At 74.6% G+C, this 26,145-nt stretch carries 20 protein-coding genes; 5 read left to right on the top strand and 15 right to left on the bottom strand.

Annotated elements, in window-relative coordinates:
- Positions 1-136 precede the first annotated feature (136 nt).
- The 8 genes from I003_RS34195 to I003_RS0111860 all read right to left on the bottom strand — a co-directional run bounded on the left by I003_RS34195 (position 137) and on the right by I003_RS0111860 (position 14,019).
- Entirely contained in the window at positions 137-2,518 is a 2,382-nt protein-coding gene (locus I003_RS34195) for a protein kinase family protein (protein WP_106966278.1), read from the bottom strand.
- Positions 2,490-3,443, bottom strand: coding sequence for a patatin-like phospholipase family protein (locus I003_RS0111890; protein WP_027771741.1), 954 nt, complete (start codon positions 3,441-3,443; stop codon positions 2,490-2,492). Before I003_RS0111890 ends, I003_RS34195 begins: the two co-directional genes overlap by 29 nt.
- 276 nt (positions 3,444-3,719) lie before the next feature.
- Positions 3,720-5,309, bottom strand: a complete 1,590-nt coding sequence (locus tag I003_RS0111885; RefSeq protein ID WP_027771740.1) for an RNA polymerase sigma factor — start codon at positions 5,307-5,309, stop codon at positions 3,720-3,722.
- 628 nt (positions 5,310-5,937) lie between these two features.
- Positions 5,938-6,951, bottom strand: a complete 1,014-nt coding sequence (locus tag I003_RS0111880) for a FadR/GntR family transcriptional regulator (protein ID WP_027771739.1) — start codon at positions 6,949-6,951, stop codon at positions 5,938-5,940.
- A 67-nt stretch (positions 6,952-7,018) separates the two neighbouring features.
- Complete coding sequence (locus I003_RS0111875; RefSeq protein WP_027771738.1) at positions 7,019-9,028, bottom strand: ATP-binding cassette domain-containing protein; 2,010 nt, start codon at positions 9,026-9,028, stop codon at positions 7,019-7,021.
- Positions 9,029-9,244: 216 nt separating this feature from the next.
- Positions 9,245-10,000, bottom strand: a complete 756-nt coding sequence (locus tag I003_RS0111870; RefSeq protein ID WP_027771737.1) for an NUDIX domain-containing protein — start codon at positions 9,998-10,000, stop codon at positions 9,245-9,247.
- A 75-nt stretch (positions 10,001-10,075) separates the two neighbouring features.
- Positions 10,076-12,511 (bottom strand): glycogen debranching N-terminal domain-containing protein, encoded by a 2,436-nt coding sequence (locus I003_RS0111865; protein ID WP_037720673.1) that lies wholly within the window; start codon positions 12,509-12,511, stop codon positions 10,076-10,078.
- A 209-nt stretch (positions 12,512-12,720) separates the two neighbouring features.
- Positions 12,721-14,019, bottom strand: a complete 1,299-nt coding sequence (locus I003_RS0111860; protein ID WP_027771735.1) for a DUF4192 domain-containing protein — start codon at positions 14,017-14,019, stop codon at positions 12,721-12,723.
- 198 nt (positions 14,020-14,217) lie between these two features.
- On the opposite strand from I003_RS0111860, the gene I003_RS0111855 reads away from it, so the two are divergent.
- Together I003_RS0111855 and I003_RS0111850 are read left to right on the top strand one after the other, a co-directional pair.
- Positions 14,218-15,087 (top strand): methyltransferase domain-containing protein, encoded by an 870-nt coding sequence (locus I003_RS0111855; protein WP_027771734.1) that lies wholly within the window; start codon positions 14,218-14,220, stop codon positions 15,085-15,087.
- A gap of 64 nt (positions 15,088-15,151) precedes the next feature.
- Entirely contained in the window at positions 15,152-15,595 is a 444-nt protein-coding gene (locus I003_RS0111850) for a VOC family protein (protein ID WP_199784280.1), read from the top strand.
- A 32-nt stretch (positions 15,596-15,627) separates the two neighbouring features.
- On the opposite strand, the gene I003_RS0111845 is transcribed toward I003_RS0111850, so the two are convergent.
- Positions 15,628-17,787, bottom strand: coding sequence for a DEAD/DEAH box helicase (locus tag I003_RS0111845; protein WP_027771732.1), 2,160 nt, complete (start codon positions 17,785-17,787; stop codon positions 15,628-15,630).
- A 371-nt stretch (positions 17,788-18,158) separates the two neighbouring features.
- On the opposite strand from I003_RS0111845, the gene I003_RS0111840 reads away from it, so the two are divergent.
- On the top strand, positions 18,159-18,809 hold the full coding sequence (locus tag I003_RS0111840; RefSeq protein WP_027771731.1) for a hypothetical protein: 651 nt from the start codon (positions 18,159-18,161) through the stop codon (positions 18,807-18,809).
- 42 nt (positions 18,810-18,851) lie between these two features.
- On the opposite strand, the gene I003_RS0111835 is transcribed toward I003_RS0111840, so the two are convergent.
- The 3 genes from I003_RS0111835 to I003_RS0111825 all read right to left on the bottom strand — a co-directional run bounded on the left by I003_RS0111835 (position 18,852) and on the right by I003_RS0111825 (position 21,028).
- Complete coding sequence (locus tag I003_RS0111835) at positions 18,852-19,436, bottom strand: hypothetical protein (protein WP_027771730.1); 585 nt, start codon at positions 19,434-19,436, stop codon at positions 18,852-18,854.
- 120 nt (positions 19,437-19,556) lie between these two features.
- Positions 19,557-20,270, bottom strand: a complete 714-nt coding sequence (locus I003_RS0111830; protein WP_027771729.1) for a ribonuclease HII — start codon at positions 20,268-20,270, stop codon at positions 19,557-19,559.
- A gap of 119 nt (positions 20,271-20,389) precedes the next feature.
- The gene (locus I003_RS0111825) at positions 20,390-21,028 is read right to left on the bottom strand and encodes a TetR/AcrR family transcriptional regulator (protein ID WP_027771728.1); all 639 of its coding nucleotides are present in this window, start codon (positions 21,026-21,028) and stop codon (positions 20,390-20,392) included.
- A gap of 114 nt (positions 21,029-21,142) precedes the next feature.
- Here I003_RS0111825 and I003_RS0111820 point away from each other — a divergent pair, with 114 nt between their 5' ends.
- On the top strand, positions 21,143-22,690 hold the full coding sequence (locus I003_RS0111820; protein WP_027771727.1) for an MFS transporter: 1,548 nt from the start codon (positions 21,143-21,145) through the stop codon (positions 22,688-22,690).
- 234 nt (positions 22,691-22,924) lie between these two features.
- Here the strand turns inward: I003_RS0111820 and I003_RS0111815 are convergent, their stop codons facing one another.
- From I003_RS0111815 to I003_RS0111805, 3 genes are read right to left on the bottom strand one after another with little or no spacing between them, the layout of a single operon-like run.
- The gene (locus I003_RS0111815) at positions 22,925-23,956 is read right to left on the bottom strand and encodes an ADP-ribosylglycohydrolase family protein (protein ID WP_486584185.1); all 1,032 of its coding nucleotides are present in this window, start codon (positions 23,954-23,956) and stop codon (positions 22,925-22,927) included.
- 23 nt (positions 23,957-23,979) lie between these two features.
- Positions 23,980-24,585, bottom strand: coding sequence for a YdbC family protein (locus tag I003_RS0111810; protein ID WP_027771725.1), 606 nt, complete (start codon positions 24,583-24,585; stop codon positions 23,980-23,982).
- 53 nt (positions 24,586-24,638) lie between these two features.
- Positions 24,639-25,061, bottom strand: a complete 423-nt coding sequence (locus I003_RS0111805) for a RidA family protein (protein ID WP_027771724.1) — start codon at positions 25,059-25,061, stop codon at positions 24,639-24,641.
- 96 nt (positions 25,062-25,157) lie between these two features.
- Between I003_RS0111805 and I003_RS0111800 the strand changes: the two genes are divergently transcribed.
- Entirely contained in the window at positions 25,158-26,081 is a 924-nt protein-coding gene (locus tag I003_RS0111800; RefSeq protein ID WP_037720670.1) for a LysR family transcriptional regulator, read from the top strand.
- Positions 26,082-26,145: the final 64 nt, after the last annotated feature.

Genomic DNA, 26,145 nt, shown 5'->3' with positions numbered 1-26,145 from the left:
AGCAGGGCGCCGGCCGCACGTCAGCCGTGTGGCCGGCGCAGCCTCGAACACCCCGCCCGACCTGCGGTGGCGTGGCTCCTGCCGCGGCGTGGCATCCGGACGACCCGCGGCTTCTGGCGGCGCCCGGGGCCCGCGGTCACGGCGTCGCGGGCGAGGCCGCCGGGGCCGCCGTCACCGCGGGTGCCACCGCCGCCGGGGCCGGCAGGTGGCGCAGCCGTTCGGAGGCGAGGCATGCGCGGGTCAGGATGGTGCGTACCTCGTCGGCGGCGCTGCCGCTGCACCGGGCGAGGTAGAAGATCACGATGTTGATGGCGGCCACGGAGCCGGCGTAGATGTAGACGTCCTTCGCGGTGCCCGCGTAGATCGACAGCCCGATGCCCCAGCAGGCCACGCAGTAGAAACCGGCCGTCAGCGTCCAGCTGTAGAGCGCGTCGAGGCCGGCGATCCGGCCCTGCGGAATCGTACCCAGTTGCCTGCCGCGGGCCTCGGCGATGGCGGCGCGGGCGAAGACCAGGCAGGCGGCGTTGCCCAGGGCGGTGCAGAGGATGCCGATCGCGGTGCAGATGGGCCACCAGTCGCGGTGGAAGAGCGTGGCCGACAGCACCAGCACCGCGGGGATGAGGGTGAACAGCCGCATCGCGACCTCGGCCAGCATGGCCCGGCGGCTCAGCCGCCCCTGCCGGCGGCCCGCGACGAGCGGGGTGAGGCCGGCGAAGAGGTTCTGGTAGTAGCGGGCACCGGCCAGCAGGAAGCTCATGCCGACCAGCCGCACCGGGGCGTTGGCGGAGTGGTCGGGGACGGTGTAGCCGTCCAGCCGCAGCCCGTCGAGCAGCGGCAGTTCCTCCTCGCCCGCACTGTTGGTGCGCTGCAGGAGCGTGACGTAGTTGTTGCCCCAGCTCCAGTTGAGATCGCGCAGCCAGTACGTGATGACGATGCTCGCCGCGACGTACCAGGCCACCGCCGACAGCCAGGAGAAGAACAGCAGCCAGCGCACGTGCATGCCGCGGTGCGGGTCGTGGTACAGCGACTGGGTGCGCCGGATCCGCCACATCTGGAGCTGCTGCCGCGGCGCCCCGGCGAGCGGCGTGTACAGACGGACGAAGCGGGTGCCGGCGCTGGCCGCGCGGGTCGCCTCGACGGCCGCCAGCTCCTCTTCGTAGAAGTGCAGCAACTGCGGGTAGAGCCGTTCCCCCGGTGTGGGCCGGAAGAGCAGCAGCCGGTTCTCGGGGACGCGGTCGGTGAGGTCCTCGATGAAGCGGGCCAGCAGGGGCGTCTCGGCGTAGAAGGCGTCGGGTACGGTCACGGAGCGCACGCCTGCTCCGGCCTGCTCGTGGTGACCGCTGCCGATCTCGATCAGGAGCTGCCCGACGGAGTACAGGTCGGCCTGCCGGGGATCGACCGCCATGGTCTCGCTGCGCACCTCGGGCGCGACGAACGCCGCGTCCGGGCCGCCGGAGCCGGGGACGGCGTGGGAGTACAGGTAGTTGACGCCGAGGTCGATCAGGACGAAGCGGCGGTCCCCGAGCCCTCTGCCGCCGCCCGGTCCGGGACCCGAGCCGCTGAGGATGATGTTGGAGGGCGAGAGGTCGCCGTGGCGCAGGCCGCACCGGTCGAGTGCGTCCAGCACCCCCAGCAGCCGCGGCCCGAGGTCGCGGAGCAGATCGAGCCGGATGCGCGGACTGTCCGGCTGGTGGTCCAGATACTCCGCGAGCGTCTCGCCGGGCACGAAGTCCATGAGGATCCACCGCCCGCTGCTCGCCCACGCGCGGGCGAGCGGCAGCGCCTCGGTCGCCGCCTCCTCCCCCGCGCGGACGTCGCCGTAGGACGAGCGGTATTCACGGGTGGCCCGGACGATGGTCGGCACCCTCAGGTACGGGTAGACGATGCACTTCAGGGCGAACGGGATGCGCCGGCCGTGCGCCTGGCGCAGCGGGAGGCCGGTCAGGATGAACGACGTGGTGCCGTGGCGGTGGAAGCGCAGGGTCTCCATGTCGACATCGCGCCACGCGTCGAGCGTCACGGGGTCCTCGTCCGCGCTGCCCTCCACGTCGGGGATCGGGGTGTCGGGCGCGTACAGCGTCCGTATCGCGTCCCGCACCGCCGGGTCCGCGACCGCCGGCACGCACAGGGCCGCGCAGTCGTGCGACGCCCGCTCACCCTGGTCGTAGCGGCGCTGGTAGGAGTGCGACAGCGACACGAGGGTGAGGAGGAGCAGGCCGAGATATCCGCCGACCGACCGGAACTCGCTGCGAAACGGCGCCGGACGCGCGGCGAATTCCGTACGCCAGCGGGCCACCTGTTCGATGACCGTTTCCCAGGACAGCTCGAACTCGCCGCTGAAGCTGTGCGCCTCGAACGGCAGGGCGAAAAGGACTCGGCTCCAGTCCTCCGGGCCCCAGGTGCATAACTCGTTCTCTTCCGGGGCCGCGGCCCCGGCCGCGACCTGTGCGGGCGAAGCCGCGGAGAGGGCGCGGATGATGGCGCGGAGATTACGCGCGCTGCCGGTTGTTGGCATCATCCTTCGTCACGATGGTCAGTTGGGGTACGGCACGAATGCGGCCGTTCCTTATCAGCGCGGGGTCTTTGCCTTCGACGGCGCAGAACATCACCTCGTACCCGCCGCGGGCGCCGCTGAGAATCCGGCCGGGATCCAGCTCGTGCCGCTTCACCTGCGGCATCCACGACAGGGGCGCGAGGTCGAGCACGTACGGGGCGTCACCCGGCTCCGTCATCCGCCGCTGCAGCATGACGCGCTCGTCCCGGTAGCGGGTGATGGCCTCGCCATAGCCCTTGCCGAGGCCGGCGCGGATGCGGTCCAGGTGGCGGATCGCCCAGCGCTGCGAAACCGACAGTTTCTGCGCGGGCGGCTGGATGGGGCGGGTGCTCAGGGAGAGCACGTGGGTGCAGCCGTCCTCCAGCGCCAGCTTGTACGGGTGCGGGGTGAGGACGCCGCCGTCGACCGCCCGGGAGCCGCGGAAGTCGGCCGTGCCGCGCAGCGCGACGGGCAGCCAGGCGCTGGCGACGAGGGCGGACCGCAGGTCCGCGCGCGAGGTGAAGTCGTTGACGGCGGCGGTGCGGATCTCGTCGACCAGGGTGACGGCGACGTGGAGCCTGGTCGGGGACGCGATGACCTTCTCGTAGTCCAGAGGTTTGACGTTGTCCACGACCTCGAACGCGTAGTCCAGGTCCATGATGCGGCCTCGCAGCGCACGCCGGAAGTCGACGAACGTGCGGGTGGCGAGGTCGTCGTAGTAGATCGAGAGCGGATACCACGTCTCGCCGTTGAGGAAGTAGGCGCTGTTGATGGCTCCGGAGGAAGCGGAGTATATGGTGTCGAACGCCTGATTGAGGCCGCAGTCCTCCAGTGCGCAGAGCATGGCGGCGGAGACGACGCCCCGGATGCCGCCCCCCTCGACGGCCAGCCCGATCTTGAGGTCGTCCACGGGGTTGTCGTGCGTATGCCCCTTTTCCCGGCGACGGCGTAAGGCAGCCAGCACAGGATGGTCCGCGTGCCACGGCATGGCACTACTCATGAGTCATGTCCTCCCTGGGCATCCGAGATTGTCATGCCCGGCAAGTGGCGTCAATTCCGGGAGAGTTCATGGATACATACCGTCTTCTGCGCGTATCGCGGACACGCGGACGGGCGGCGCGCAACGGCCGGCAAAACGCCTCCGACCCGCCGCATGGCAGGTCGGAGGCGTTGAAGGCCGCCCGGCTCAGTCCAGATAGTCGCGCAGCACCTGCGAGCGCGACGGGTGCCGCAGCTTCGACATGGTCTTGGACTCGATCTGGCGGATGCGCTCGCGCGTGACGCCGTACACCTTGCCGATCTCGTCCAGGGTCTTGGGCTGTCCGTCGGTGAGCCCGAAGCGCATGGAGACCACGCCCGCCTCGCGCTCGGAGAGCGTGTCGAGGACGGAGTGCAACTGCTCCTGCAGCAGGGTGAAGCTGACCGCGTCGGCCGGGACGACCGCCTCGGAGTCCTCGATGAGGTCGCCGAACTCGCTGTCGCCGTCCTCGCCCAGCGGGGTGTGCAGGGAGATGGGCTCGCGGCCGTACTTCTGGACCTCGATGACCTTCTCCGGGGTCATGTCCAGCTCCTTGGCCAGCTCCTCCGGGGTGGGCTCACGGCCCAGGTCCTGGAGCATCTGGCGCTGCACGCGGGCCAGCTTGTTGATGACCTCGACCATGTGCACCGGGATGCGGATGGTGCGGGCCTGGTCGGCCATCGCGCGGGTGATCGCCTGCCGGATCCACCAGGTGGCGTACGTGGAGAACTTGTAGCCCTTGGTGTAGTCGAACTTCTCGACGGCGCGGATCAGACCGAGGTTGCCCTCCTGGATGAGGTCCAGGAAGAGCATGCCGCGCCCCGTGTAGCGCTTGGCGAGGGAGACCACGAGGCGGAGGTTGGCCTCCAGCAGGTGGTTCTTGGCACGGCGGCCGTCCTCGGCGATGATCTCCAGCTCGCGGCGGAGCTTGGGCGCCAGCTTGTCGGCGGCGGCGAGCTTGTCCTCGGCGAAGAGGCCGGCCTCGATGCGCTTGGCGAGCTCCACCTCCTGCTCGGCGTTGAGCAGGGGGACCTTGCCGATCTGCTTCAGGTAGTCCTTGACCGGGTCGGCGGTGGCACCGGCCGCGGCGACCTGCTGCGCGGGGGCGTCGTCCTCGTCCTCGTCGGAGAGGACGAAGCCCTCCGCCTCGGCCTCGGCGGGCGGCTCCTCCTTCTCCAGGGGGCCGGCCTCCGGGCCGTCGGCACCGGTCTCGCCGTCCTTGCCGGCGGCCTTCTTGCCCGCGGCCTTCTTCGCCGGGGCCTTCTTCGCCGCGGTCTTCCTGGCGGTCGTCTTCTTGGCGGTGGTCTTCTTGGCGGCGGCCTTCTTCTCCGGCTCGTCCGCCGGGTCGCCCAGGCCCGCGGGCACCGGATCGTCCATGGGGGCCTCCTGGACCGCGTGCGCCGTGGCCGTGGCCGTCGGCTTCTTCGTCGCGGTCTTGGCGGGGACGGCTTGCTTGGTGACCGCCTTGGTGGCGGTCCGTTTCGCCGGGGTCTTCGCCGGCACGCTCTTGCGGGTGCGCTTGGGCGCCTCTGCGGCACTGACCATCAGTGTCACACCCTCCTCTTCGAGGATCTGATTGAGGCTGCGCAGGACGCTCTTCCACTGGGTGGGCGGAATCTGGTCAACCTCGAAGGCACGACGCACGTCATCACCGGCGATCTGCCCTTCGGCCTTCCCCCGCTCGATGAGTGCCATCACGGACTCAGCTTCGGCGATCTCCGGCGGGAGCGTACGGGATGTGCTGGCCGACACGAACAACCTCTCGAAACGATGGGAACGACCGGTGGCGGGGATGGACCACCGGTGTAGAGGCGGAACCGCGATATGTGCGCCACCACCTCTTAGGTCATCGCGCCTTCCCGCACAGCGTTACGCCCAATCCACGTGGCCCAGGTCACAATCTACCGCCGCCGGCCCGGACGCACGAAAGCCGCCGGGCAGGCGCCCGCCCGTCCGGGCGCCCGGCAGGCGTGTGGGTGCCCGGGTGGAGCGCGCCGCACCCCCGCTGCCCCGGGGGTTGTGCGCCGGCGGGCGCGGGGTGCGCGGAGCCGGTGGAGGGATGGCGGGGCCGTTCACCCCGGTGGGCGCCCGGACGGGTGGTCCTGCGGCGTTCCGGCGTCCCCGGGGGTGCGCGGGGTGATCTCCGGGGGGTCTCCTGCGCGCCGGGGCAGGGTGTCGCGGTACGTGGCCGGGTGGCTGCCCGCCGTGTGCTCCCGGGGCCGTCCGGGGGTGTCCCGGGCCCGGCTGACGGCAGAGGCCGGCCGGCAGGGAGTGGTCGGCGGGTGCTCGGAGCACGGCGCCGCCGTCCCCTGGCGGGGCCGGCGGCGGTGTCGTGCCCGTACCGCGGGGCCGCGCGGGCCGGGGGCCTCGCGCCTGCGTCCCGCCGTCAGTGTTCGCGCGGCGCCGGCACGACGCGGTCACCCGTGCCGATCTCGGTGTGCACGCCGAGCAACTGCCGCATGGCCGATTCGGCGGCGGCGCCGTCGCCGCTGCCCAGCGCCTCCACGATGTGCACGTGGTGGGCGAGGGCCGCCTCGCTCGGGCGGTCACAGCCGCCGGCGGGGCCGCCGGAGACCTGCAGCGCCGCGGTGACCACGCCGGCCAGGTGCTCCAGCATCCGGTTCCCCGCGACCTGCAGGACCAGCCCGTGGAACTCGGCGTCGGCGCGGGCGAACGTGACCGTGTCGCCCTGCACCAGCGCGTGGCTCATGATCTCGGCCATGTCCGTCAGGCGCTGCTGGACGGCGCCGCGGCCGTGCCCGGCGGCGAGCCTGGCGGCCAGCGGCTCGATCGTCCAGCGCAGCTCGCACAGCTCCCGGCGCTGGTCCTCGCGCTGCGGGCCGAAGGCCCGCCACTCGATGATGTCCGGGTCGAGAAGGTTCCAGTCACTGACCGGGCGGACCCGGGTGCCGACGTTGGGGCGGGCGCTGACGAGGCCCTTGGCCTCCAGCACGCGCAGGGACTCGCGCACCACGGTGCGGGAGACCTCGAAGCGCTGCCCGATCTCCTCGGGCACGAGCGGACGGTCGGCGCCCAGATCGCCGGAGACGATCATCTGGCCGAGCTGCTGGACGAGTTGGCCGTGGAGGCCACGGCCCCTGCTGGTCGCCGCCCGGCGGCCGACGCGGCCGATCTCCGGATCCCCGCCCTCCCACGCGGGCGGCGGGGCAGGGGTGGCGGGCGGCGCGGCGGGGCCGGGGGCGGGGGTGGCGGCCGGGGGGACGGGAGCGGCGGGGGCGGCCGCCGCGGGGCCGTCCGCGTACGGGTAGCGGTCCAGATCCCCGTGGCCGGCGAAGCCGGACTCGGAGGAACGGGCCGTCATCATGGTCTGCGCAAGGGTACTCACGAAACCTTTGTCGGCGGACGTCCCCGCCTCCTTGAGGGCTTTGGTGAAAAGCACACGAAAGGGTGATCGCCCAGCGTCCCTCCATTGACGCCGCCGCGGCAGCAAATCGGTGGGAAACCGGCTATTCACCTGGTGAGTTGAAAACCTTCCGTACGAAACTCGGACACCCGCTCCGCTCCAGCGCGCGCCCCAGGGAACGGGTGCGGCCCGCGGTGAGGACGTACGCGCCGAGGAGGGCGCAGAGCGACAACACCAGCGCGTGTCCGAAGGGTTGGGCGGGCACCCCGAACACGCCGCCGGGGTGCAGTCCGCCGCCGGGCCGCGGGATGTGCAGCACGCGCATGAGCTGCAGCGGCAGTTCCCCGAGGCGGCGGACGGCCCCGGTGCCGGCGAGCGCGTGGACGCCCGGGGCGACGGCGACGGGCACGGTGAGCACGGCGGCCAGCCCCAGCGACGCGGACCTGAACAGCCCGGCGGCCAGCACCCCGGTCCAGGCGCAGCCCACCGTCACGACCGCCCAGCTCAGCAGTTGCCGGCTGCCGTCCGCGGGCATGTCCACGACGTCGCCGAAGAGCACGAGCAGCGCGGTGGCGTCCGCGAGCAGCGCCGCGACGAAGAGCAGCACCGCCACGGCCGTACTCACGGCGAGCTTGGCGAAGAGCAGGCCGAGACGGCGCGGCACGGCGCCGATGGCCGGGGTGAGCAAGGGAAAGCTGAACTCCTGGCCGAAGGCGTGCGCGCCGAGCAGCCCGGCCCCGATCGCGGCGGGCGGCAGGGGGAAGACCGGCGCCCAGCCGGTGAGCATGCGGACGGCGGGGGCGTCGGAGACCGCGGAGCCGCCCGCGGAGTGCGCGAGGAGCGCGGCACCGGCGACGGAGGCGACGAGCGTGCCGGCGGCGGCGACGCGCGGCAGGCGGGAGCCGGAGGCGGCTCGGCGCAGCTCGTAGCGCAGGGGCTGGGCGGGGCCGGGGAACCAGCGGCGGCGCAGCGGGCCGGCGAGGGGAGTGTCGTCGGGGGCCGTGTCGCAGGCGGTGTCAGGAGCGGCGTCATGAGCGGGGCCGGGGGCGGTGCCACGGGGGGTGCCGTGGGTGGTGCCGTCGCGGGCGGCGCCGGGGGCGGGGATGAGGGTCCCGGCGGGCGGGGTGTCGCCGGCGTCCGCGGACCCGGCGCCCGTGTCAGTGCCGGGTTCCAGGGTGGCCGTGGCGGCGGGAGAGGCCGCGGAGGCGCCCGGCGCGTCCGCCCCGGAGGCGGCGGTGAGGACGGACTCGTGGGAGGAGTCGGTGAGTTGATGAAGCAGGATGCCGTTGCGGTACGCAAGCTCGCCGACGGCCGCGCTGTCGGTCCCGTAGACGGCGAGGGCACCGCCGTCGCGGCGCACCACCTCGATGCGCCGCTCCGGCGTGCTCGCCTGCCGGGTCAGATAGCTGGCGAACCGCTCGGACTGCGGCGTCCTGATGAGGACGCAGGGGCGCAGCCGCAGCCGGGCGAACTCCTCGGCCTCCTCGTCGGCGACGAGCCGCCCGGACCGCAGCGTCAGCACCCGGTCGGAGAAGCGGGCGGCGACGCGCGGCTGGGCGGTCGCGAGCACGACGCAGACGCCGGCGGCGGCCAGTTCGCGCAGCAGGGCGTAGTAGAACGCCGCCTCGCGGCGGGGAAGATCGCGTACGGGGTCGTCGAGCAGGAGGGAGTGCGGCTGGCCGAGGAGCGCGGTGGCGAGGCCGAGGCGGCGGTCCATGCTGAGGGAGAGGGCGTCGAGGCGGTCGTCGGCGAGCGCGTCGAGGCCGACGTGCGTGAGGAGGGCGTCGGCGCGGGCCGCGGGGACGCCCACCGCGGCGGCGAGCATGCGCAGGTGACTGAGCACCGTCCGGGCGGGGTGACCGGAGACGTCGCCGAGCACGGATCCGACCTCGCGGGCGGGGGCGAGGAGCCGGCTGAGCGGGCGGCCGTCGTACAGCGTGATGCCGCGGCCGTTGTCCAACTGGAGCATGAGGCGCAGCGCGGCGGTCTTTCCCGCGCCGGGCTCGCCGAGCAGCGCGGTGACGGTGCCCGCCTCGGCCTCGAACGTGAGGTCGCGCACCGCCGGCGGGCGGCCGCCGCGGGGCCTGCTCGTGAGTCCGATGGCCTGGATCACCGCACCTCCCGAAATCAGCCGATATCCGATATACAGGGATGATTGCGCAGGAGGGGCGGCGGGACCGGGATTTCACCCCGGGGCGCGGTGCGGCGTCGTGGATGTGTGCTCGTACGACTCGTATGTCCGGACGGGCGGGACAGGCCGCCCCCGGGCCCGGGGCAGTCTCTCCGCGCGCGGTGGGACGGCACGGTGGGAGCGGGCGCGATCCGGTGGTCAGACCTCGGGGCGCAGCATCGGGGGGTTCAGGATCGTGGCGCCGCCCGCCTGGAAGAGCTGCGCGGGACGGCCGCCCTGGCGGGTGGTGGTACCGCCGGTGGGCACCAGGAAGCCGGGGGTGCCGGTCACCTTGCGGTGGAAGTTGCGCGGGTCCAGGGCGACGCCCCACACCGCCTCGTAGACCCGGCGCAGCTCCCCGACCGTGAACTCCTGCGGGCAGAACGCCGTGGCCAGGGACGAGTACTCGATCTTGGACCGGGCGCGCTCCACGCCGTCGGCGAGGATCCGGCGGTGGTCGAAGGCCAGCGGAGGGTGCTCCTCGTCGCCGTCGGCGGGCCCGACCAGGGTCTCGACCGGTGCCCAGCGGGCGCCTCCGACGTCGCCGCCGGGACGCGGCGCAGGAAGGTCCGGGGCCAGCACGAGGTGGGCGACGCTCACGACGCGCATCCGCGGATCGCGCTTGGGATCGCCGTAGGTGGCGAGCTGTTCGAGGTGGGCGGCGTACGCGGGGGTGCCCTCCTCCGCCGGGCCGTGCGCGTGCAGACCGGTCTCCTCCGCGAGTTCGCGGGCAGCCGCCTCGGCCAGGTCCTCCTCCTCGCGGACGAAGCCGCCGGGCAGCGCCCACCGGCCCTGAAAGGGCGCCTCGCCGCGGCGGACGATCAGGGCGCTCAGGGCGTGCCGTCGCACGGTGAGCACGACCAGGTCGACGGTCACCGCGAACGGCGGGTAGGCGGACGGCTCGTAGGGGGGCATGGCGGGGATCTTAGTCGTCTGCCTGACGATAATCAGGACTTCCCTGGAGACGGGCCGACGGACGGGAGCGGCGGTTCACAAGCAGGGCCGGAGCCCGGTGGCGGACTTTTCGACGACGGCCCGGCCGAGGCCGTCGACCCGTACGGCGAAGGACTCGCCGGCCAGCCGCCAGCCGGTGAGCCGCAGCGCGCCCAGCGGGGCCGTGCGCGGTGGACGGGCGCGGACGGCGCCGGCCGGGATGTCGGGGACGACGCCGGCGAGCGCGGTGAGGACGTGCACGGCGGCGGCCGCCGCGACGGCGGACGGGCGGCAGGCGGCCGGGTGCGGGAGCGGGGCGCCGCCGGCGGTGCGCTGGTCGCCCGCGTACATCTCGGGGAGGTGGTGGCCGAAGTGGGCGGCGGCGTCGAGGAGTCCGCGCAGGAGGACGCCGGCCTCCTTGTCGTAGCCCGCGGTGAAGAGGCCGGAGACGGCCACCGCGGTCTCGTGCACGTGGACGGCGCCGGCGCGGTGGCCGAAAGGGTTGAAGCCGGGCTCGGCGGCGCCGAGGCTGCGCAGGCCCCAGCCGGAGTCCAGGGCGGGGCCGCCGAGGAGGCGGGCGAGCCGGCCGGTCTGGTCTCCGTCGAGAAGTCCGGGCGCGCGGCCGGCGGCCGGAGGGCCGGTGCCGTCGCCGCCGGGGTCGGGGGTGCCGGTGGCAGCGGTGCCGGGGCCCGCGGTGCCGTCGCCGCCGGGGTCGGCGGGGCTCTCGGCGCCGGGGTCGGCCGGGCCGGAGCCGGCGGGGTTCGCGGGCCCCGGGGCGGCGAGGGCGGTGGCGGCGGGGGCGGGGACGAGGGCGTCGGCGGTGGTGGGCAGGAGATGCGCGGCGGGGCTGCCGAGGTGGGTCAGAGGGCGGCCGTCGGGGCCCAGGGCCGCCGCGGGTCTGCCGCCGGCGGTGTCCTCCGTCCAGAAGTCGGCGCGGAAGCGCTCACGTAGGCCGGCGGCCCACTGCCGCCAGTCCTCGGCTCCGGGACGGCCGCAGGCGTCGAGGAGTTCGGCGCCGAGGAGGGCCGCGCGGTGGGCGTGGGCCTGGGTCTCGCACCGGTACGGGCCGCCGGGGGCGGGGTCGGGGACGTAGCCGCGGCCGTCCGCGGCGTCGCGCAGCCAGGCGAGGCAGCTCTCGGCGGCGGGCAGGAGTCCGTCGAGATCCCTCTCGGGCAGCCCCCAGCGGCGGGCCTCGGCGAGCACGGCGGGGAAGAGGAGGGTGGCCTCGACGCCGGTGGCCGCCGGGGGCAGATGCGGGCCGGAGTCCCGGAGGGTGCCGGGCAGCCGGCCGGCGCCGGGAGCGCCTCCGGCGGGGACCGCGGGCCAGGTGCGGGCGACGGCGCGGAGGGTGCCGGCGGCCAGGCGCGTACCCAGCGGAAGGAGCATGCGGGCGGCCCAGAGCGCGTCGGCGGGAGCCAGCGCGCACCGCCACGGCACCCCGGCGACGAGGTGGATGTCGGCCGGCTCCGCGGGGTCGCGCAGCAGCAGGGTGCGCAGGTCGTCGAGGGCCGTGCCCAGCAACGGGGCGATCCCCGGGTGGTCGCCCGCCGCCGCGGCCGGGGACCACGGCACCCGGGGCAGCTCCCGCGGACCCGCCTGGTCCGGGCCGATCCGCAGCTCCAGCGTGCGGGACCCGCCCGGCGCCAGCTCCAGGTGCCACCGCAGCAGCCCGGCCGCGGCGATCACGTCGTCGGGAGGCGGCTCCGCACTCACCAGCGCCCCCACCCCGGGGGCCCCACCCCCACCCCCGCCCCCTCCTTCTCCGCCGGTTCCGGCCGTGGCCCCCCGCGCACCGCCGGAGGGCCCGCGCCCGGGAGCCGCCGCACGCCCGCGCGGTCCACCGCCGGGCCCGCCGCCCCCGCGCGCCGCAACACCCGCCACGCCCTTGCCGCGTGGCCCGCCGCCACGCCCGTCGCTCCCGCCCGCGGCGTCCACGCACCCCTCGCCGCCAGGCGCTCCGGCGCCGGTCACGCCCCCGCCGTCCCCGGTGCCGGCCCGTGGCGGATCCGTGGCGCACGCTCCCGCTCCCCCGCTGTCCCCGCGAGCGGTGTCCGCTCCCCGGCCGGAATCCGCGGGCGCCGCCGGCGGGCGCCAGCGCAGGCCCGACTCGTGGACGCTGGCCGGGACTTCGCGGCGGTCGTGGCCGGCGGCGACCGCGCTCAGCTCGGCCAGGTCCGTGCCCAGCTCGGCCTCCAGCGTCAGCCGCAGCACGCGGGTGGCGCTGCTGTGCAGCGTGATCCGCTCGACGCCGGCGGCGTGCCGCACCCGTTCCACGACCACGGCCGGGTCCGGCCCCGACTCCGCACCGGTGCGCACGGTGCCCACGAAGCGCACCCGGTCCGCCCCCGCGCGCCGGCCCTGCACGGGCAGCGGCTCGACGCCGCCCACCCGCAGCCGCAGCCGTCCGACCAGCCTGCGCCCCGCCCGGTAGAACCCTTCGAGTCCGTTGCCGTCGAGCTGGCCGTGGCGGGCGGAGACGGCGAACGCCGGCATGGCGACGCAGACGAGCGCATCGTGCGCGGGGCCCGGGACGGGGGGCCGCTGACGCGGCTGCTGAAGGCTGGGAGACACGCGGCAGTCCTCTCGGGAAGCCGTGGACGGACGAGGCGGCGACCGGCCGCCGCCGTGAGAACGCCCACGAGCCCCTCCAGGTCACGCGTGCGGCCCTCCGGCTGCCCCGTGCCGCTCTCGTCCCGCACGCGCTACTCCTTGCTCCGCACGTCACGGCGCCGGGCGGTGCGGCGCGACGCGCGGCGGCCGGGCGGACGGCGGGATCCGCGGCCCGACGGCCGCGCCGGCGGCAGGCACAGCGGCCGTGCCCGCGACCGGCGCGGTGGCGCCCCGGAGGGCGGGCGCCCCGCTTCCGTGGCCGGCGCCGGCGAGGCGGCGTCCCGGGTTTCGCGCTGACGGCGCAGGGAGCGCCGCAACGGCTCCGGGTCCAGGCCCTCGTTGACCGCCTGGTGGAGCAGCCGTGCGAACAGGTACTCCGGGTCGGACTCCAGCGCGCAGCCGAAGGCGACCCGGGCCGCGGCCTCGTCGCCGCTCGACCACGCCACCCAGCCGGCGAGCGACAGCGGCGCCGCGGCGTGTTCCCCGTACGCCCCGACGCAGCGGCGGGCCAGCGCCCGCCAGAGCCGCAGCGCGCCCGCCGCTTCCGTGCCCTCCATCCGCTCGGCGGCGCGATCGCGGGTGAGCCGGTCCTGCAGCCCGACGACGAGGTCCGCGCATTCGTCGTCGGTGAGCAGCGCGTCGTCTCGCGCATCGGTGTCCGCCGCCGCCTCCCCCGCGGGCGGCGGAGCCTCGGCGAGCCGGGCGATCAGCCGGTCGGTGAGCGCCAGGGTCTCCGCGCGCACGGTCTCCCGGCCGGACTGCTCCAGGATCCTGGGCACGAGCGCGCCGCCGGCCGCGTCGAGCGCCCGCGTCTGCCGGTCCGCGTCCGGATGCCGGGGGGCGAGCCTGCTCCGGAGTGCGCGCAGCGACCCGGGCTTCTGCACGCCCGCGTACGCCGCGGCGGCGGCCATGGCGGAGCTGCCCGGAGCGACCAGCTCCGTGCCCTCGGGCGGGCAGCAGCGCTCGTCCGGGCAGAGGTAGGACCAGAAGCGTCCGGCGGAGATGCACAACGCCTCCACCACCGGCACCTCCAGTCGTCCGCAGGCCACCCGGAGGCGCTGGGCGAGCGGCCTGAGCCGCTCCATCACCTCATGCGGCCGCTCCCCCGGGGCGGCGTCCTGGCAGAGGAAGACGACGATGCCGTCCGGCTTGTCGCCCCGCTTCGCGCTGCCCTCGATGAGGCACTCCGCGAGCTGCGCGGCCACGTCCGGCCAGCCCTCGCGGTCCGGCGGGATGCCGAGCCGCAGCCGGCCGCCGAAGCGTCCGCGCTCACCGTGCAGCGCGGCGAGGACGACGCTGTCGTCAGGGTGAAAGCCCATCAGATACGGCAGCGCGTCCGCCAGCTCCGCCGGGCTGCGCAGCACGACCTGCGTTTCGTTGTGCGATGTCATGACACGAGGGTTTCGTGTCGCCGCGGGATTCGCGACCCCTGTGGATAACCCCTGACCGGGGCATGCCATGACCCTCCCGGACCCGGGGGATCCGGCCAATGCGCGCATTGGCCGGTTCGGTTCGGGCCCAGCCACCCGGGCCGGCTCTACGGTGACGCGGGGAAGGCGACGTCCGCCGATACGAAGGGGCCACGCGCCATGTCATCCGACGCGCACGACAGCGATTCCGCTCCCCCGTCGCCGGAGGAGGTCGGTTCCGCGTACGACCGCTTCGGCCCGCTGTACGACCTGACGCAGGGCACGTCCGCCATCCACGTGGGCCGCTGGTCGGCGGGCGGCCCGGCCCTTCCCGCGACGACCCTCGGGGAACTGGCCGACCTGGCCATGGACCGCCAGACCGACTACTACATCGACGCTCTGGCGCCCCGCTCGACCGACCACGTGCTCGACGTCGGCAGCGGCACCGGCGGTCCTGCCGTACGCCTGGCGGAGCGCACCGGAGCACGGGTCACGGGGATCACCGTCAGCGAGACGCAGGTCGCCCGCTCACGGGAGCGGGCCGTCGCCGCGTCGCTCACGGACCGGGTGTCGTTCGCACTCGCCGACGCGCTGGAACTCCCCTACGAGGACGGGGCGTTCGACGCGGCCTGGGCCATCGACTCCTTCGCCCACATCGGCGACCGCCTGCGCGCGCTGCGCCAGGCGTGGCGTGTGCTGCCGAGCGGCGGCCGGTTCCTGATGACGGAGTTCACGCTTCGTGGCGAACCGTCGCGCACGCAGTTGGACACGTTCCGGCGGCTGTGGACGTCGCCGCCACCGCTGTCCCTCGCGGAGGGGCTGCGGCTGGTGTACGAGGCGGGCTTCGAGCTCGTCAGGCTGGAGAACCAGACCCACGACGTCATCATGAACGGCGAGGTCATGACCGTTCTCTACCGGGACCACCACGACGAGATCCAGGAGCACTTCGGGATCGAGACGACCGCGGCGATGGATGCCTCGATCCCGCTGTTCCGCACCTTCGTCCGCGACCACCTCGGCTACTTCCTCTACCTCCTGCGCAAGCCGTAGCGACCGCGCGGCCCGTCCGGTGCGGCAGCCCGGCGGCGCCGGACCGCGCGCCTATGCTCGGCCCGTGACCCTTCAGCGGATGGACCACGTCGGCGTCGTCGTCGACGACCTCGACGCCGCCGTCGCGTTCTTCACCGAACTCGGCATGGAGCTGCAAACCCGGACACCGGTCGCGGGGCGGTGGGTGGACGGCGTCTGCGGGCTCGACGGCGTGCGGGTCGAGATCGCCATGATGCGCACCCCGGACGGCCACAACCGGCTGGAGCTGATGGTGTTCGACTCACCGGCTGTCATCAGGACGCAGCCGGAGGCGGCCCCGCCGAACACACTCGGCCTCAGGAACGTCATGTTCACGGTCGGCGACATCGAGGACACCATCGCCCGTCTGCACACCCACGGCGCGGAACTCATCGGCGAGCTGGCCGACTTCGACGACGCCTACCGGCTCTGCTACCTCCGCGGCCCGGCCGGCGTGATCGTCGCGCTCGCCCAGCCGCTCGGCGGCTGAGGCCCGACGCCCCTCCCCCGCCCCCGCCCGCCTCAGCCGCTCGCCGCGAGGACCAGCGGCAGCACCGCCTCGGCTCCCGCCCGGCGCAGCAGCCGGGCCGCGACGGCGAGGGTCCAGCCGGAGTCGGTGTAGTCGTCGACGAGCAGCACCGGTCCCGGGGTGCCGGCGAGCGCGGCGGCGAGGTCCTCGGGGACGGTGACGGTGCCGGTCAGCGTGGCGAGGCGCTGGGCCGAGTTGCTGCGGCGCACGGTGCGGCCGCCGTCCGGGTCCGCGTACGCCAGCATGCCGAGGTACGGCAGGCGCCCGACGGTCGCGATGCCGTGGGCGAGCGAGCCGACCAGCAGCGGCCGGCTCCTGGACGGCACGGCGACGACGCCCACCGGCCGCGCGGTGCCCCCCTCTCCGCCCGATGCCCAGCCTCCCGGGGAGCGCGCCCAGTCGGCGAGGACGTCGACCGCCGCGCGCAGCACCTCGTCCGGGACAGGCGCGTCGGGCGCGTTCTGCGCGAGCAGCGGCCTCAGCCGGTTGCCCCAGCCGATGTCGGAGAGCCGTCCCAGGGCACGGCCGGTGGCCGCCTGCTCTCCGGCGGGGATGCGGCCCTTGAGGTCGATACCCAGCGCCGCCATGCCGGTGGGCCACATCCTGCGCGGCTCGACCTCGGTCCCCGGCCGGTCCAGCTCCTTCTCCGCCCCGGTCAGCGCCTCCGCCGAGACGCCCGCGCCGATCCACGGGCCCGCGCAGTTGTCGCAGCGCCCGCACGGCGCCGCCCCCTCGTCGTCCAACTGGCGGCGCAGGAACTCCATACGGCAGCCCGGCGTGCCCGCGTAATCCCGCATGGCCTGCTGCTCGGTGGCGCGCTGGCGCGCCACCCACGCGTACCGCTCGGTGTCGTATTCCCACTCCCGCCCGGTCGCCGTCCAGCCGCCTTTGACCCGCCGGACGGCCCCGTCGACGTCGAGCACCTTGAGCATCGTCTCCAGCCGCGTACGCCTGAGGTCGACGGCCGCTTCCAGGGCGGGGACGGACAGCGGCCGGCCGGCGTCCGCCAGCACGGCGAGGGTCTGGCGGACCTGCGCTTCGGGCGGGAAGGCGGTGTCGGCGAAGTAGCGCCAGATGGCCTCGTCCTCCCGGCCGGGCAGCAGCAGCACGTCGGCGTGGTCGACGCCGCGGCCGGCGCGGCCCACCTGCTGGTAGTACGCGATCGGGGACGAGGGGGAGCCGAGGTGGACGACGAAGCCCAGGTCCGGCTTGTCGAAGCCCATGCCCAGCGCGGAGGTCGCGATCAGCGCCTTGACCCGGTTCGCCAGCAGGTCCTCCTCCGCCTGCAGCCGGTCGGCGTTCTCCGTGCGCCCCGTGTACGAGGCCACGGGGAAGCCGCGCTGCCGCAGGAAGGCGGCGGCCTCCTCGGCGGCGGCGACGGTGAGGGTGTAGACGATCCCGGAGCCCGGCAGCTCACCCAGGTGCTCCGCGAGCCAGGCGAGGCGGTGCGCCGCGTCGGGCAGCCGGACCACGCCGAGCCGCAGGCTCTCCCGGTCCAGCGGGCCGCGCAGCACCAGGGCCTCGCCGCCGCCGGTGCCGAGCTGCTCGGCGACGTCGGCGGTCACGCGCGCATTTGCCGTCGCGGTCGTGGCGAGCACGGGCACGCCCGCGGGCAGGTCGGCGAGCATCGCGCGCAGCCGCCGGTAGTCGGGGCGGAAGTCGTGGCCCCAGTCGGAGATGCAGTGCGCCTCGTCGACGACGAGCAGGCCGGTCGTGGCGGCCAGCTCGGGCAGCAGCCGGTCGCGGAAGTCCACGGAGTTCAGCCGCTCGGGGCTGACGAGGAGCACGTCGGTCTCCCCGCGCTCGACCTCCTCGTGGATGGCACCCCACTCCTCGGGGTTGGCCGAGTTGATCGTACGGGCCCGGATGCCGGCCCGCGCCGCGGCCTCGACCTGGTTGCGCATCAGGGCCAGGAGCGGCGACACGATCACCGTGGGGCCCGCGCCGCGGCGCCGCAGCAGCGCCGTGGCCACGAAGTACACCGCCGACTTGCCCCAGCCGGTGCGCTGCACCACCAGCGCGCGGCGGCGCTCGCGCACCAGCGCCGCCACGGCCTGCCACTGGTCCTCGCGCAGCCGGGCCGGCCCGCCGGGGCCACCGACGAGACCGGCGAGAACGGCGTCGGCTTCGGCGCGCAGCTCCTGATCGTCCATCCCCCCATGCAACCCGATGGCACCGACAGTCAGCCACCTCACGCACGGTGATTACTGCTGAAACGCCGTCGGACAGCGGTGGGACACCGGCCCGGCGACGGCCCGGGAGCGGCAGGGCAGGGCCCGGCGGCGGGCCTGAAGCAGCCCGGCGGCGGCCGGAACGGGGCCCGCAGGCGGTCCGTACCGCGGCCGGCCGGCGGCCGGAGAAGACGGACCCGTCGGCAATGCCGCATTGCCGCAGGCCATTTCAGCAGCGAGAATTGAGGTTCGCTCCCAGCGCCGGCCCGGTCCCCCGGGCTGCTCGACGCTGCGCGCCCACACCCGTTCGCCCCCGCCGTGCGTCCCGTACGCCCCAGGTTTAGGGAGGGCCCTTGGTCTTCGGCCCCGCCACCGGCGACACCGGCCCGTCCGGCCGCATCCTCGAGCCCGCCGAGTGGGCGGCGGCTGGCATCCCGCTCCTGCGCAATCCCCGCGAGATCGTCACCGGCCTGCACGCCCGCCACCTTCCCGCGCCGCGGACGGCGGTGATCGCCGTGCTCGACCCCGACGACCGGCTGCGCGCGAGCGCGTCGCTCACCCGGCGCGGGGCGGGGCGCCCCGATGCGGCCGCGGACGGCTGGGATCTGCGCAACGCCCTGCTGGAACGGCTCCGCCGGATCATCCCGCACGACCTGCGCCGCCGCTTCCCGGTCCGCACGGCGGTACTGCTGTACTGCCGTGCCGGGGACACCGGATGGACGGAGGAGGACGGGGCGTGGATGTGGGGGCTGCGGGACGCCTGCACGTTGCACGGGCTGCGCTGCGGCGCGTACATCACGCTCACCGGCGGTGGCTGGCAGGTGCTGGGCGAGGGCCGCGGTGGCCGCCGCCCGTACGCGGACGGGCCGCCGGCGGACGCGGAGTTCGCCGCGGACGCGCCCGCGGCGCGGATCGGCACGGCACCGGGCCCCCGCGCACTGCAGCCGCCGGAGGCGGCATCTCAGCAGGCGGCGGCGGACGCGGGCATCTCGTGGGCCGTGTGAGCCTCCCACGCCCCGCCGGCGAGCGGGGCACGGGAGAGGGCCTCAGGCGGAGACGCCCAGGACCCCGTTGATGTAGTCCGCGTCGCCGCAGAGGATCAGCAGCGCCGTCGCGCGCGTCATCGCCGCCGGCAGTACCGCCGCCGTCGCCTCGGCGCCGCCGCCGTTGACGGCGACGACGACGACCGGCCGCCGGGACAGCCGTTCCGACGCCGCGGCGGCGGCGTAGAAGACGTCGTCACCCGCCGCTTCCTGCGCCCAGTAGCCGTCCTCGCCGAACGACAACTCGTGCGTCGCCCACGGGTGCAGCTCACCGGTGGTGAGGACCAGGATCTCGGCCGGCGCACGGCCGGAGTCCAGCAGCAGGTCGACGGCTTCGTCGGCGGCGTCGACGGCACCGTCGGGCGTCGCGGGGATCAGTTGGAGCTGCGGGCCGGCGGCGGGCCTGCCCTGGCCGCCGGCGGGTGCGGGACGGGCGCCGGGCGCGGTGTCACCGGGGCCGCGGCCGCCGGGGCCGGAACGGGGGCCGCCACGCGGCCGTACGGGTCGGGGGCCTGGGATGGGACGAGGGGACGCACTGCGGCCCGGGACGCTCTCGTGGGTGGGAGAGTCCTCGGCAGGGAGAGGCATGGGCGCATGTCTATCAAACCGATGTGACAAGCACATCAGCGGGTGGGCCACTGAAGGACCTGGCCGTCACGCCGCGCCGCGCCGGCAGCGGCTTGCGGCCCCGGCTTCGGGGCCCGCAGGTCAGATGTCCAGCCCCATCTGCCCGGCCGCCTCCAGCTCAGCCGCCTCGGGCGCGAGCCGCGGGCGCTTCAGGTGCTGCCACTTCGCCAGCGCGTCCATGTACGCCCAGGAGACCCGGTGTTGATCCGTGGGCCCGTACTCCTCCAGGGCTGCGCGGTGCACGGGCGAGGGGTAGCCGGCGTTGTCGCCGAAGGCGTACGGCCCGTACTCGGCCCGCTCGGCGCCCAGTTCGGCCATGCGGGCGTCGCGGTGGACCTTGGCGAGCACGGACGCGGCGGCGACGGCGACGCACGACTGGTCGCCCTTGATCACCGTACGGACCCGCCAGGGCGCCCCGAGGTAGTCGTGCTTGCCGTCGAGGATGAGCGCGTCCGGCCGTACGGGCAGCGCCGCCAGCGCCCGGCCCGCGGCCAGCCGCAGGCAGGCCGTCATGCCCAGCTCGTCGATCTCCTGCGACGAGGCGTGGCCCAGCCCGTGAGCGGTGACCCATCCGGTCAGCTCGGCGGCCAGCTCCTCACGCCGCTTGACCGTCAACAGCTTGGAGTCGGTGAGCCCTTCGGGCGCGCGCCGCAGGCCGGTGACGGCCGCACACACGGTGACCGGCCCCGCCCACGCACCCCTGCCCACCTCGTCGACGCCCGCGACGATCTTGGCGCCCGTGGTGGCGCGAATCGAGCGCTCGACGCGATGGCTGGGCGGCTCGTAAGGACTCACAACTCCACCTTACGACGCGGCCCCCGGGCGCCTCACACCCACCCGCGGGGCCCGCCCGTCCGGCTCGGGGACGCCTGCGCCGCCCGTTCGCCGTGCACACCCGAGCCGCCCCCGGAGCGTCACTCCGCGTGCAGCAGCGGCACCATCACCTGATCGACCATCTCGTCCATGTCCTCCTCGCTGAGGTCCCGGCCGGTGGTCTTGTGCCGGTACATCATCATCGCCGGCAGTACGTCCAGCACCAGGTCGCCGTTCACCTCCGGGCGGACGTCTCCCCGCTCGACACCCCGTTGCAGCAGTTCCGCGATGCGCTCCTTGCCCGGTTCGATGATCTGCCCCATCACCACCTCGTGGAACTGCTCGGCCTGCTCGCGGTCGCACTCGTCGAGCACGGCGCGCAGCGCCTGGCCGCCGCTGGAGTACATCCGATCGCGCAGCGCCCGGCAGAACTCGGTGAGGTCGGCCCGCAGACTGCCCCGGTCGGGCTGCGTCTCCAGCGGCGGCACCCCGGCCCGCAGCGCGTCCGCGACGAGGGCCGACTTCGACGCCCACCGCCGGTAGACGGCCGCCTTCCCGGTCTGCGCGCGGGCGGCGACGCCCTCGATCGTCAGCCCCTTCCAGCCGGCGACGCCGAGCTGTTCGAGGGCGGCATCCAGGATGGCGCGTTCCAGCACGTCACCTCGGCGGCGCACTCCGCCCGCCTGGCTCTGGCTGGTCTCGGTGCACGCTCCGGGAGCGGTCCGGCGCGAACTACCCATATCGGTCTCTCCATTAGCGGACATAGTGAACGCTTGCGTTCCCTCTCGGGGCCGCATACGCTCTGCTCATCAGTGAACGCTACCGTTCACTATTTCACATGTATGGGGAACATGGTGACAACCTCTCAACTAGCGAACCAGCGGGAGACGGGCAAGGCTCCTCGCGGCGACCGGCGCAACATGGCGCTCGTCATCATCGCGGCCTGTCAGCTCATGGTCGTGCTCGACGCGACGATCGTGAACATCGCGCTTCCGCACATCCAGGATGATCTGGACTTCTCCACCACCGGCCTGACCTGGGTCGTCAACGCGTACACCCTGACGTTCGGCGGTCTGCTGCTCCTCGGCGGCCGGGCCGGCGACATCCTCGGCCGCCGCCGCGTCTTCACCTTCGGCATCGCCCTGTTCATCGTCGCCTCCCTGCTCGGCGGCCTCGCGCAGGAGCCGTGGCAGTTGCTCCTGGCGCGCGCGCTGCAGGGCGTCGGCGGTGCCATCGCCTCACCCACCTCGCTCGCGCTCGTCACCACCACGTTCCCCGAGGGTCCCGAGCGCAACCGGGCGTTCGGCGTGTTCGCGGCGGTCTCGGCGGGCGGCGGCGCCATCGGCCTGCTCGCCGGCGGCATGCTGACCGAGTGGCTCGACTGGCGCTGGGTGCTCTTCGTCAACGTCCCCATCGGCGTGCTGATCATCGCCGCCGTCCCGCTGTACATCAACGAGTCGGAGCGGCACCCCGGACGCTTCGACGTCGCCGGCGCACTGACGTCGACCCTCGGTATGGCCGCGCTCGTCTACGGGTTCATCCGCGCCGCCGAGGAAGGCTGGCGTGACAGCCTGACGATCGGCTCGTTCGCGGCGGCCGTGATCCTGCTCGTGGCGTTCGTCCTCGTCGAGCGCAGCGCGAAGGACCCCATCACGCCGCTGAAGATGTTCGCCGACCGCAACCGCTCCGGCACATACGTGATCATGCTGAGCCTGGCCGCCGCCATGTTCGGCATCTTCTTCTACCTCGTGCTGTTCGCGCAGAACGTCCTCGACTACAGCCCGATCAAGGCGGGCGTGGCGTTCCTGCCGATCACCGTGGCGATCGTCGTCAGCGCGGGCCTCGCGCAGCGGTTCCTGCCGGTGCTCGGACCCAAGCCGTTCATGGTCGGCGGCTCGCTCATCACCGCGGTCGGCATGGGCTGGCTGGTGTTCCTGGACACCGACAGCACGTTCATGGGCGGGGTGTTCGGGCCCGAGATCGTCTTCGGCTTCGGCATGGGCATGAACTTCGTGACGCTCACCATCGCCGCCGTCTCCGGGGTCGCGCTGGAGGAGGCGGGCGCCGCCTCCGGCCTGCTCAACGCCACCCAGCAGGTGGGCGGTTCACTCGGTCTGTCCATCCTGACCACCGTGTTCGGCACCGCCAGCAGGGGCGAGGCGAAGGAACAGATCCCGTCGTTCATGGCGGAGGCCACGCCGGATCAGAAGGCGGTCTTCGAAAAGACCGGCGAGCTGCCCCCGCCGTGGGGACAGAAGGTGCTCGCGGAGGGCATGTCCATGGGGTTCGTCGCGGCCACCATCATGGTGCTGCTCGCCGTGGTCGTCGCCGTGGTGGCGATCAAGATCCGCAAGAGCGATCTCGAAGCCCTCTCCGGCGCGGCGGGACCGGGCGTCGGCTGAGGCGGCGCCCCCGAAAGCCGGTGGCCCCGCCAGTAGCGGGGCGGGGTCACCGGGTATCCCCACCCCGTACGACGCGGTGTCGCCGCCTCGCCTCGCGTAGCCACGGGCTTCGCCGGACACGGGTGCGGCCCGCGCCACGTACCTCGCCGTCCCGCTCCGCCGCGGGCCCGCGCCGGTCACGCGCGGGCCCGCGGCGGTGCCGTGCCGGCCCGGGACGGCCCGGGCCGGCCCCGTTCACAAGTCCCCTGCCTCCGGCACCCACTCCGGCAGCGGCTCCATGTGCGTCAGCCACCCCGCCGGCGGCGCCCCGGCCGCCGCGCCGGCGAGCACTCCGCCGACGATCGCGCACGTCCTGTCCACGTCCCCGCCGGCCTGCGCCGTCGCCCAGAAGGCCCCCGTGAAGTCGCCGAGGTGCCGCGCGGCCGACCACAAGGCGAACGGCACGGTGTCGTGCGCGCTGGTACGGCGGCCGTTGCCCAGCACGGCGGCGACGGTGGCGACGTCGTCGTAGTCGAGCATGTCCCGCGCCCGGCGCAGCCCCTGGGCGACAGCGCTGCGCGGCACGAGCGCGATCACCCGGTCGAGCAGTGCGGCGCCGGGGGCCGGGCCGGGAGAGCCGTCCGGCGGAGCGGCGGCCAGCGCCGCCGCAGCGGCCACCGCCATGCAGCCGGTGACGGCCTCGCGGTGCTGATGGGTGACGTACGACGAGACCTCCGCCTGCCGGACCGCCTCCTCGACGTCCCCCGCATACCAGGCGCCCAGCGGCGCCACCCGCATCGCCGCGGCGCTGCCCCAGGAGCCCTGCCCGTCGAAGAGGGCGGCGGCGAGGCGGCGCCAGTCCTCGCCGTCGCGCACCTGCCGCAGGATCCGGTTCACCGCGCGCCCGTAGCCGCGCGGGCCGCCGGTGTTCTGCCGGCGGGCCAACGACGTCGCCAGCGCGTCCTGCTCGACGCGGCCGTGCGCGGCGAGCACCGCCACGACGGACGCGGCCATCTCCGTGTCGTCGGTCCAGCGCCACGGCGCGGACGGCAGCTCACGGTGGGCCAGGAGCGGAAAGCTGCCGGGCTCGGTGTACCGGGCGCCGAGCGCGTCGCCGACGGAGAGCCCGCGCAGGCTCGCCAGGGCGCGGGCAAGGCGCGCATCGGGTACCCGGGCGCCCGGACCGGGGCCGGCCACCGCGGCCGGGGCGGGTTCCCGGGCCGGGCCCCCAGGCGTGGCCGGGCCCGGCGGAGGGGCGGAAGCGGGATCCGGTGTCATCTCGGGCACAGCGTAGCGGCCGGCTGCCCCGGTCAGACCGTCCAGGACGCCTCCAGATCCACCACGTCCCCCGCCAGCGCCGCCACGTCCGCCGCTGTCTGCGCGCGCAGCGCCAGCCGCTCCACCCGCTCCTCGCGGTACTTGCCGTGCTCCGCCTCCGACCACCACAGCGACAGCACCAGGAACTCCCCCTCCCCCGACTGTCCCAGCACCCCCCGCAGCATCCCCGGCGACCCCGCCATCGCCGGGTTCCACACCTTCTCCTGCATCAGCGTGAAGTGCTCCACCCGCTCCTCACGCACCCGGCAGTGCGCGAGCCGCATCACGTCCGCGCCCTCGAACCGCGGCTCGAATCCCACCTTCACGTCCATACGGTGCTCGAAGAGCCGTACCCGCATGTCGCGGTACGTGCCGAGCTGGGCCGCCGCGAGCCGGTCGTGGGAGCGGGCCATGAAGGAGTCGTACAGCGCCCTGCTCTCCCAGAAGCCGACGAGGTGCACGACGCCCTCGCGCGCCCGGCTCCAGCCCCCGCCCTGCCCGAGAAAACCCGGCTCTCCGGGCAGCCCCGCCCACTTCCGCTGCCCCCGCTCGAAACCCCGGCGGTCCACCACGGTGCAGCGAATCCACTTGACCAGCACCGCGCCATCGTACGGCCTGACTCAGCGGCGATCACCGGCGTGCGAGCGGCAGTTCACGCCCCCGGGCCGCCGGTCACCGCCGCGACGACCTCCACCTCCAGCAGCGCGCCGTCGCGGAAGAGGCGGGAGACCTCGACGGTGGTGCTGGACGGCGGCGGGCCCGGGAAGTACCCGCGGCGCACCTCCGCGTACGCGGCGAGCCTGCTCATGTCGGTGACGAACGAGCGGATGTTCACCACGTCCGCGAACGTCCCGCCGTGCGCGGCGAGGATCGCCTTCAGGCTCTCCATCACGTGCCGGGCCTGTGCACGCATGTCCCCGGGGCCGACCACCCGCCCGTCGGCGTCCAGCGCCACCTGCCCGGAGACGAACAGCAGCGCGCCGTCGCCGCCGAGGCCGAGGCGTACGACGTGGGAGAAGTTGCCCGCGGGCGGCGGGACCGCGGCGGGGTTGTCGAAGGTCTTCTGCAGCGTCATGTGCCGCAACGCTAGGCGAGTGCCATCCATCCGACCAACGAATGTCCCGCATGCATACCATGCGTAGGCCGCATATCTTCTCTCCCGGGAGCCCGCATGGACACCGCCTGGCTGGAGGTCTTCCGCGCCGTCGCCCGCCACGGCTCCTTCACCGCCGCGGGCACCGAACTGGGCTTCACCCAGTCCGCCGTGTCCCGGCAGATCGCCGCGCTCGAAGCGGAGTTCGGCGCCCCGCTCTTCGACCGGATGCCCCGGGGCGTCCGGCTGACGCAGCAGGGGCGCCACGCGCTCGGCCACGCCGAGGCCGCCCTCGACCGGCTGGCCGACGCGCGCCGCGACCTCGCCGCCCTGGACCGTCTGGCCGCCGGGCGGCTGCGGCTCGGCTCGTTCGCCACCGCGGACGCCGCCCTGGTCCCCCGCGCGCTGGCCGCCTTCACCGCCGACCACCCGGGCGTACACGTGACGCACGTCGAGGGTTACAGCCGCGACCACGTCGCCGCGCTGGCGGCCGGCGGTCTGGACCTGGCGCTGGTGGCGGGTTATCCGGATCAGCTCGCGGCGTACGAGGCGGTGGAGCTGACGCATCTCCTCGACGACCCGGTGCTCGTGGCGCTGCCCGCCGGCCACCGCCTGGCCGGCGGCTCCCGCCCGCTGCGGCTGGCGGACCTCGCGGGCGAAAGCTGGGTGGCGGGCAGCCAGACACCGGAGGAGACGCTGATCAGCGCCTGTCTGCGCCAGGGCTTCCGGCCCCGTATCGACTACGTCGCCCGCGAGTGGACGGCGAAGTTCGGCTTCGTCGCCGCCGGCCTCGGCCTCACCCTCGTCCCCGCACTCGCCGCCGGCGCCCTCCCCCACGGCCTGGCCCTGGCGGCCCTCCACCCCGAGGACGCCCCCATCCGCACGGTCCACACAGCCGTCCCCCGCGCCACCGCCCGCCCCCCGTCGGTCAGCGGCTTCCTGAGCTGTCTGCGCCGGGCGGCGGGGGCCGCGAAGAGCCCGCACGGGCCACAACGGCCCTGATCGCAGCGGACACCGGCGCCTTCCGCCCCGGAACACGCCGGAGGGGACCGGCCGGTCGCCGGTC

It is taken from the genome of Streptomyces sp. CNQ329 (assembly GCF_000482585.1).
The sequence above is the reverse complement of the archived record's forward strand: the minus strand, read 5'-3'. Positions and strand labels throughout refer to the sequence as shown.

Bases quoted from the DNA above. Each gene is read 5' to 3' on its own strand.
- I003_RS0111800 (WP_037720670.1), top strand. From the start codon at position 25,158: ATGGACACCGCCTGGCTGGAGGTCTTCCGCGCCGTCGCCCGCCACGGC.
- I003_RS0111835 (WP_027771730.1), bottom strand. From the start codon at position 19,436: ATGCCTCTCCCTGCCGAGGACTCTCCCACCCACGAGAGCGTCCCGGGC.
- I003_RS0111845 (WP_027771732.1), bottom strand. From the start codon at position 17,787: ATGGACGATCAGGAGCTGCGCGCCGAAGCCGACGCCGTTCTCGCCGGT.
- I003_RS0111805 (WP_027771724.1), bottom strand. From the start codon at position 25,061: ATGACGCTGCAGAAGACCTTCGACAACCCCGCCGCGGTCCCGCCGCCC.
- I003_RS0111855 (WP_027771734.1), top strand. From the start codon at position 14,218: ATGTCATCCGACGCGCACGACAGCGATTCCGCTCCCCCGTCGCCGGAG.
- I003_RS0111865 (WP_037720673.1), bottom strand. From the start codon at position 12,511: ATGCCGGCGTTCGCCGTCTCCGCCCGCCACGGCCAGCTCGACGGCAAC.
- I003_RS34195 (WP_106966278.1), bottom strand. From the start codon at position 2,518: ATGATGCCAACAACCGGCAGCGCGCGTAATCTCCGCGCCATCATCCGC.
- I003_RS0111870 (WP_027771737.1), bottom strand. From the start codon at position 10,000: ATGCCCCCCTACGAGCCGTCCGCCTACCCGCCGTTCGCGGTGACCGTC.
- I003_RS0111860 (WP_027771735.1), bottom strand. From the start codon at position 14,019: ATGACATCGCACAACGAAACGCAGGTCGTGCTGCGCAGCCCGGCGGAG.
- I003_RS0111825 (WP_027771728.1), bottom strand. From the start codon at position 21,028: ATGGGTAGTTCGCGCCGGACCGCTCCCGGAGCGTGCACCGAGACCAGC.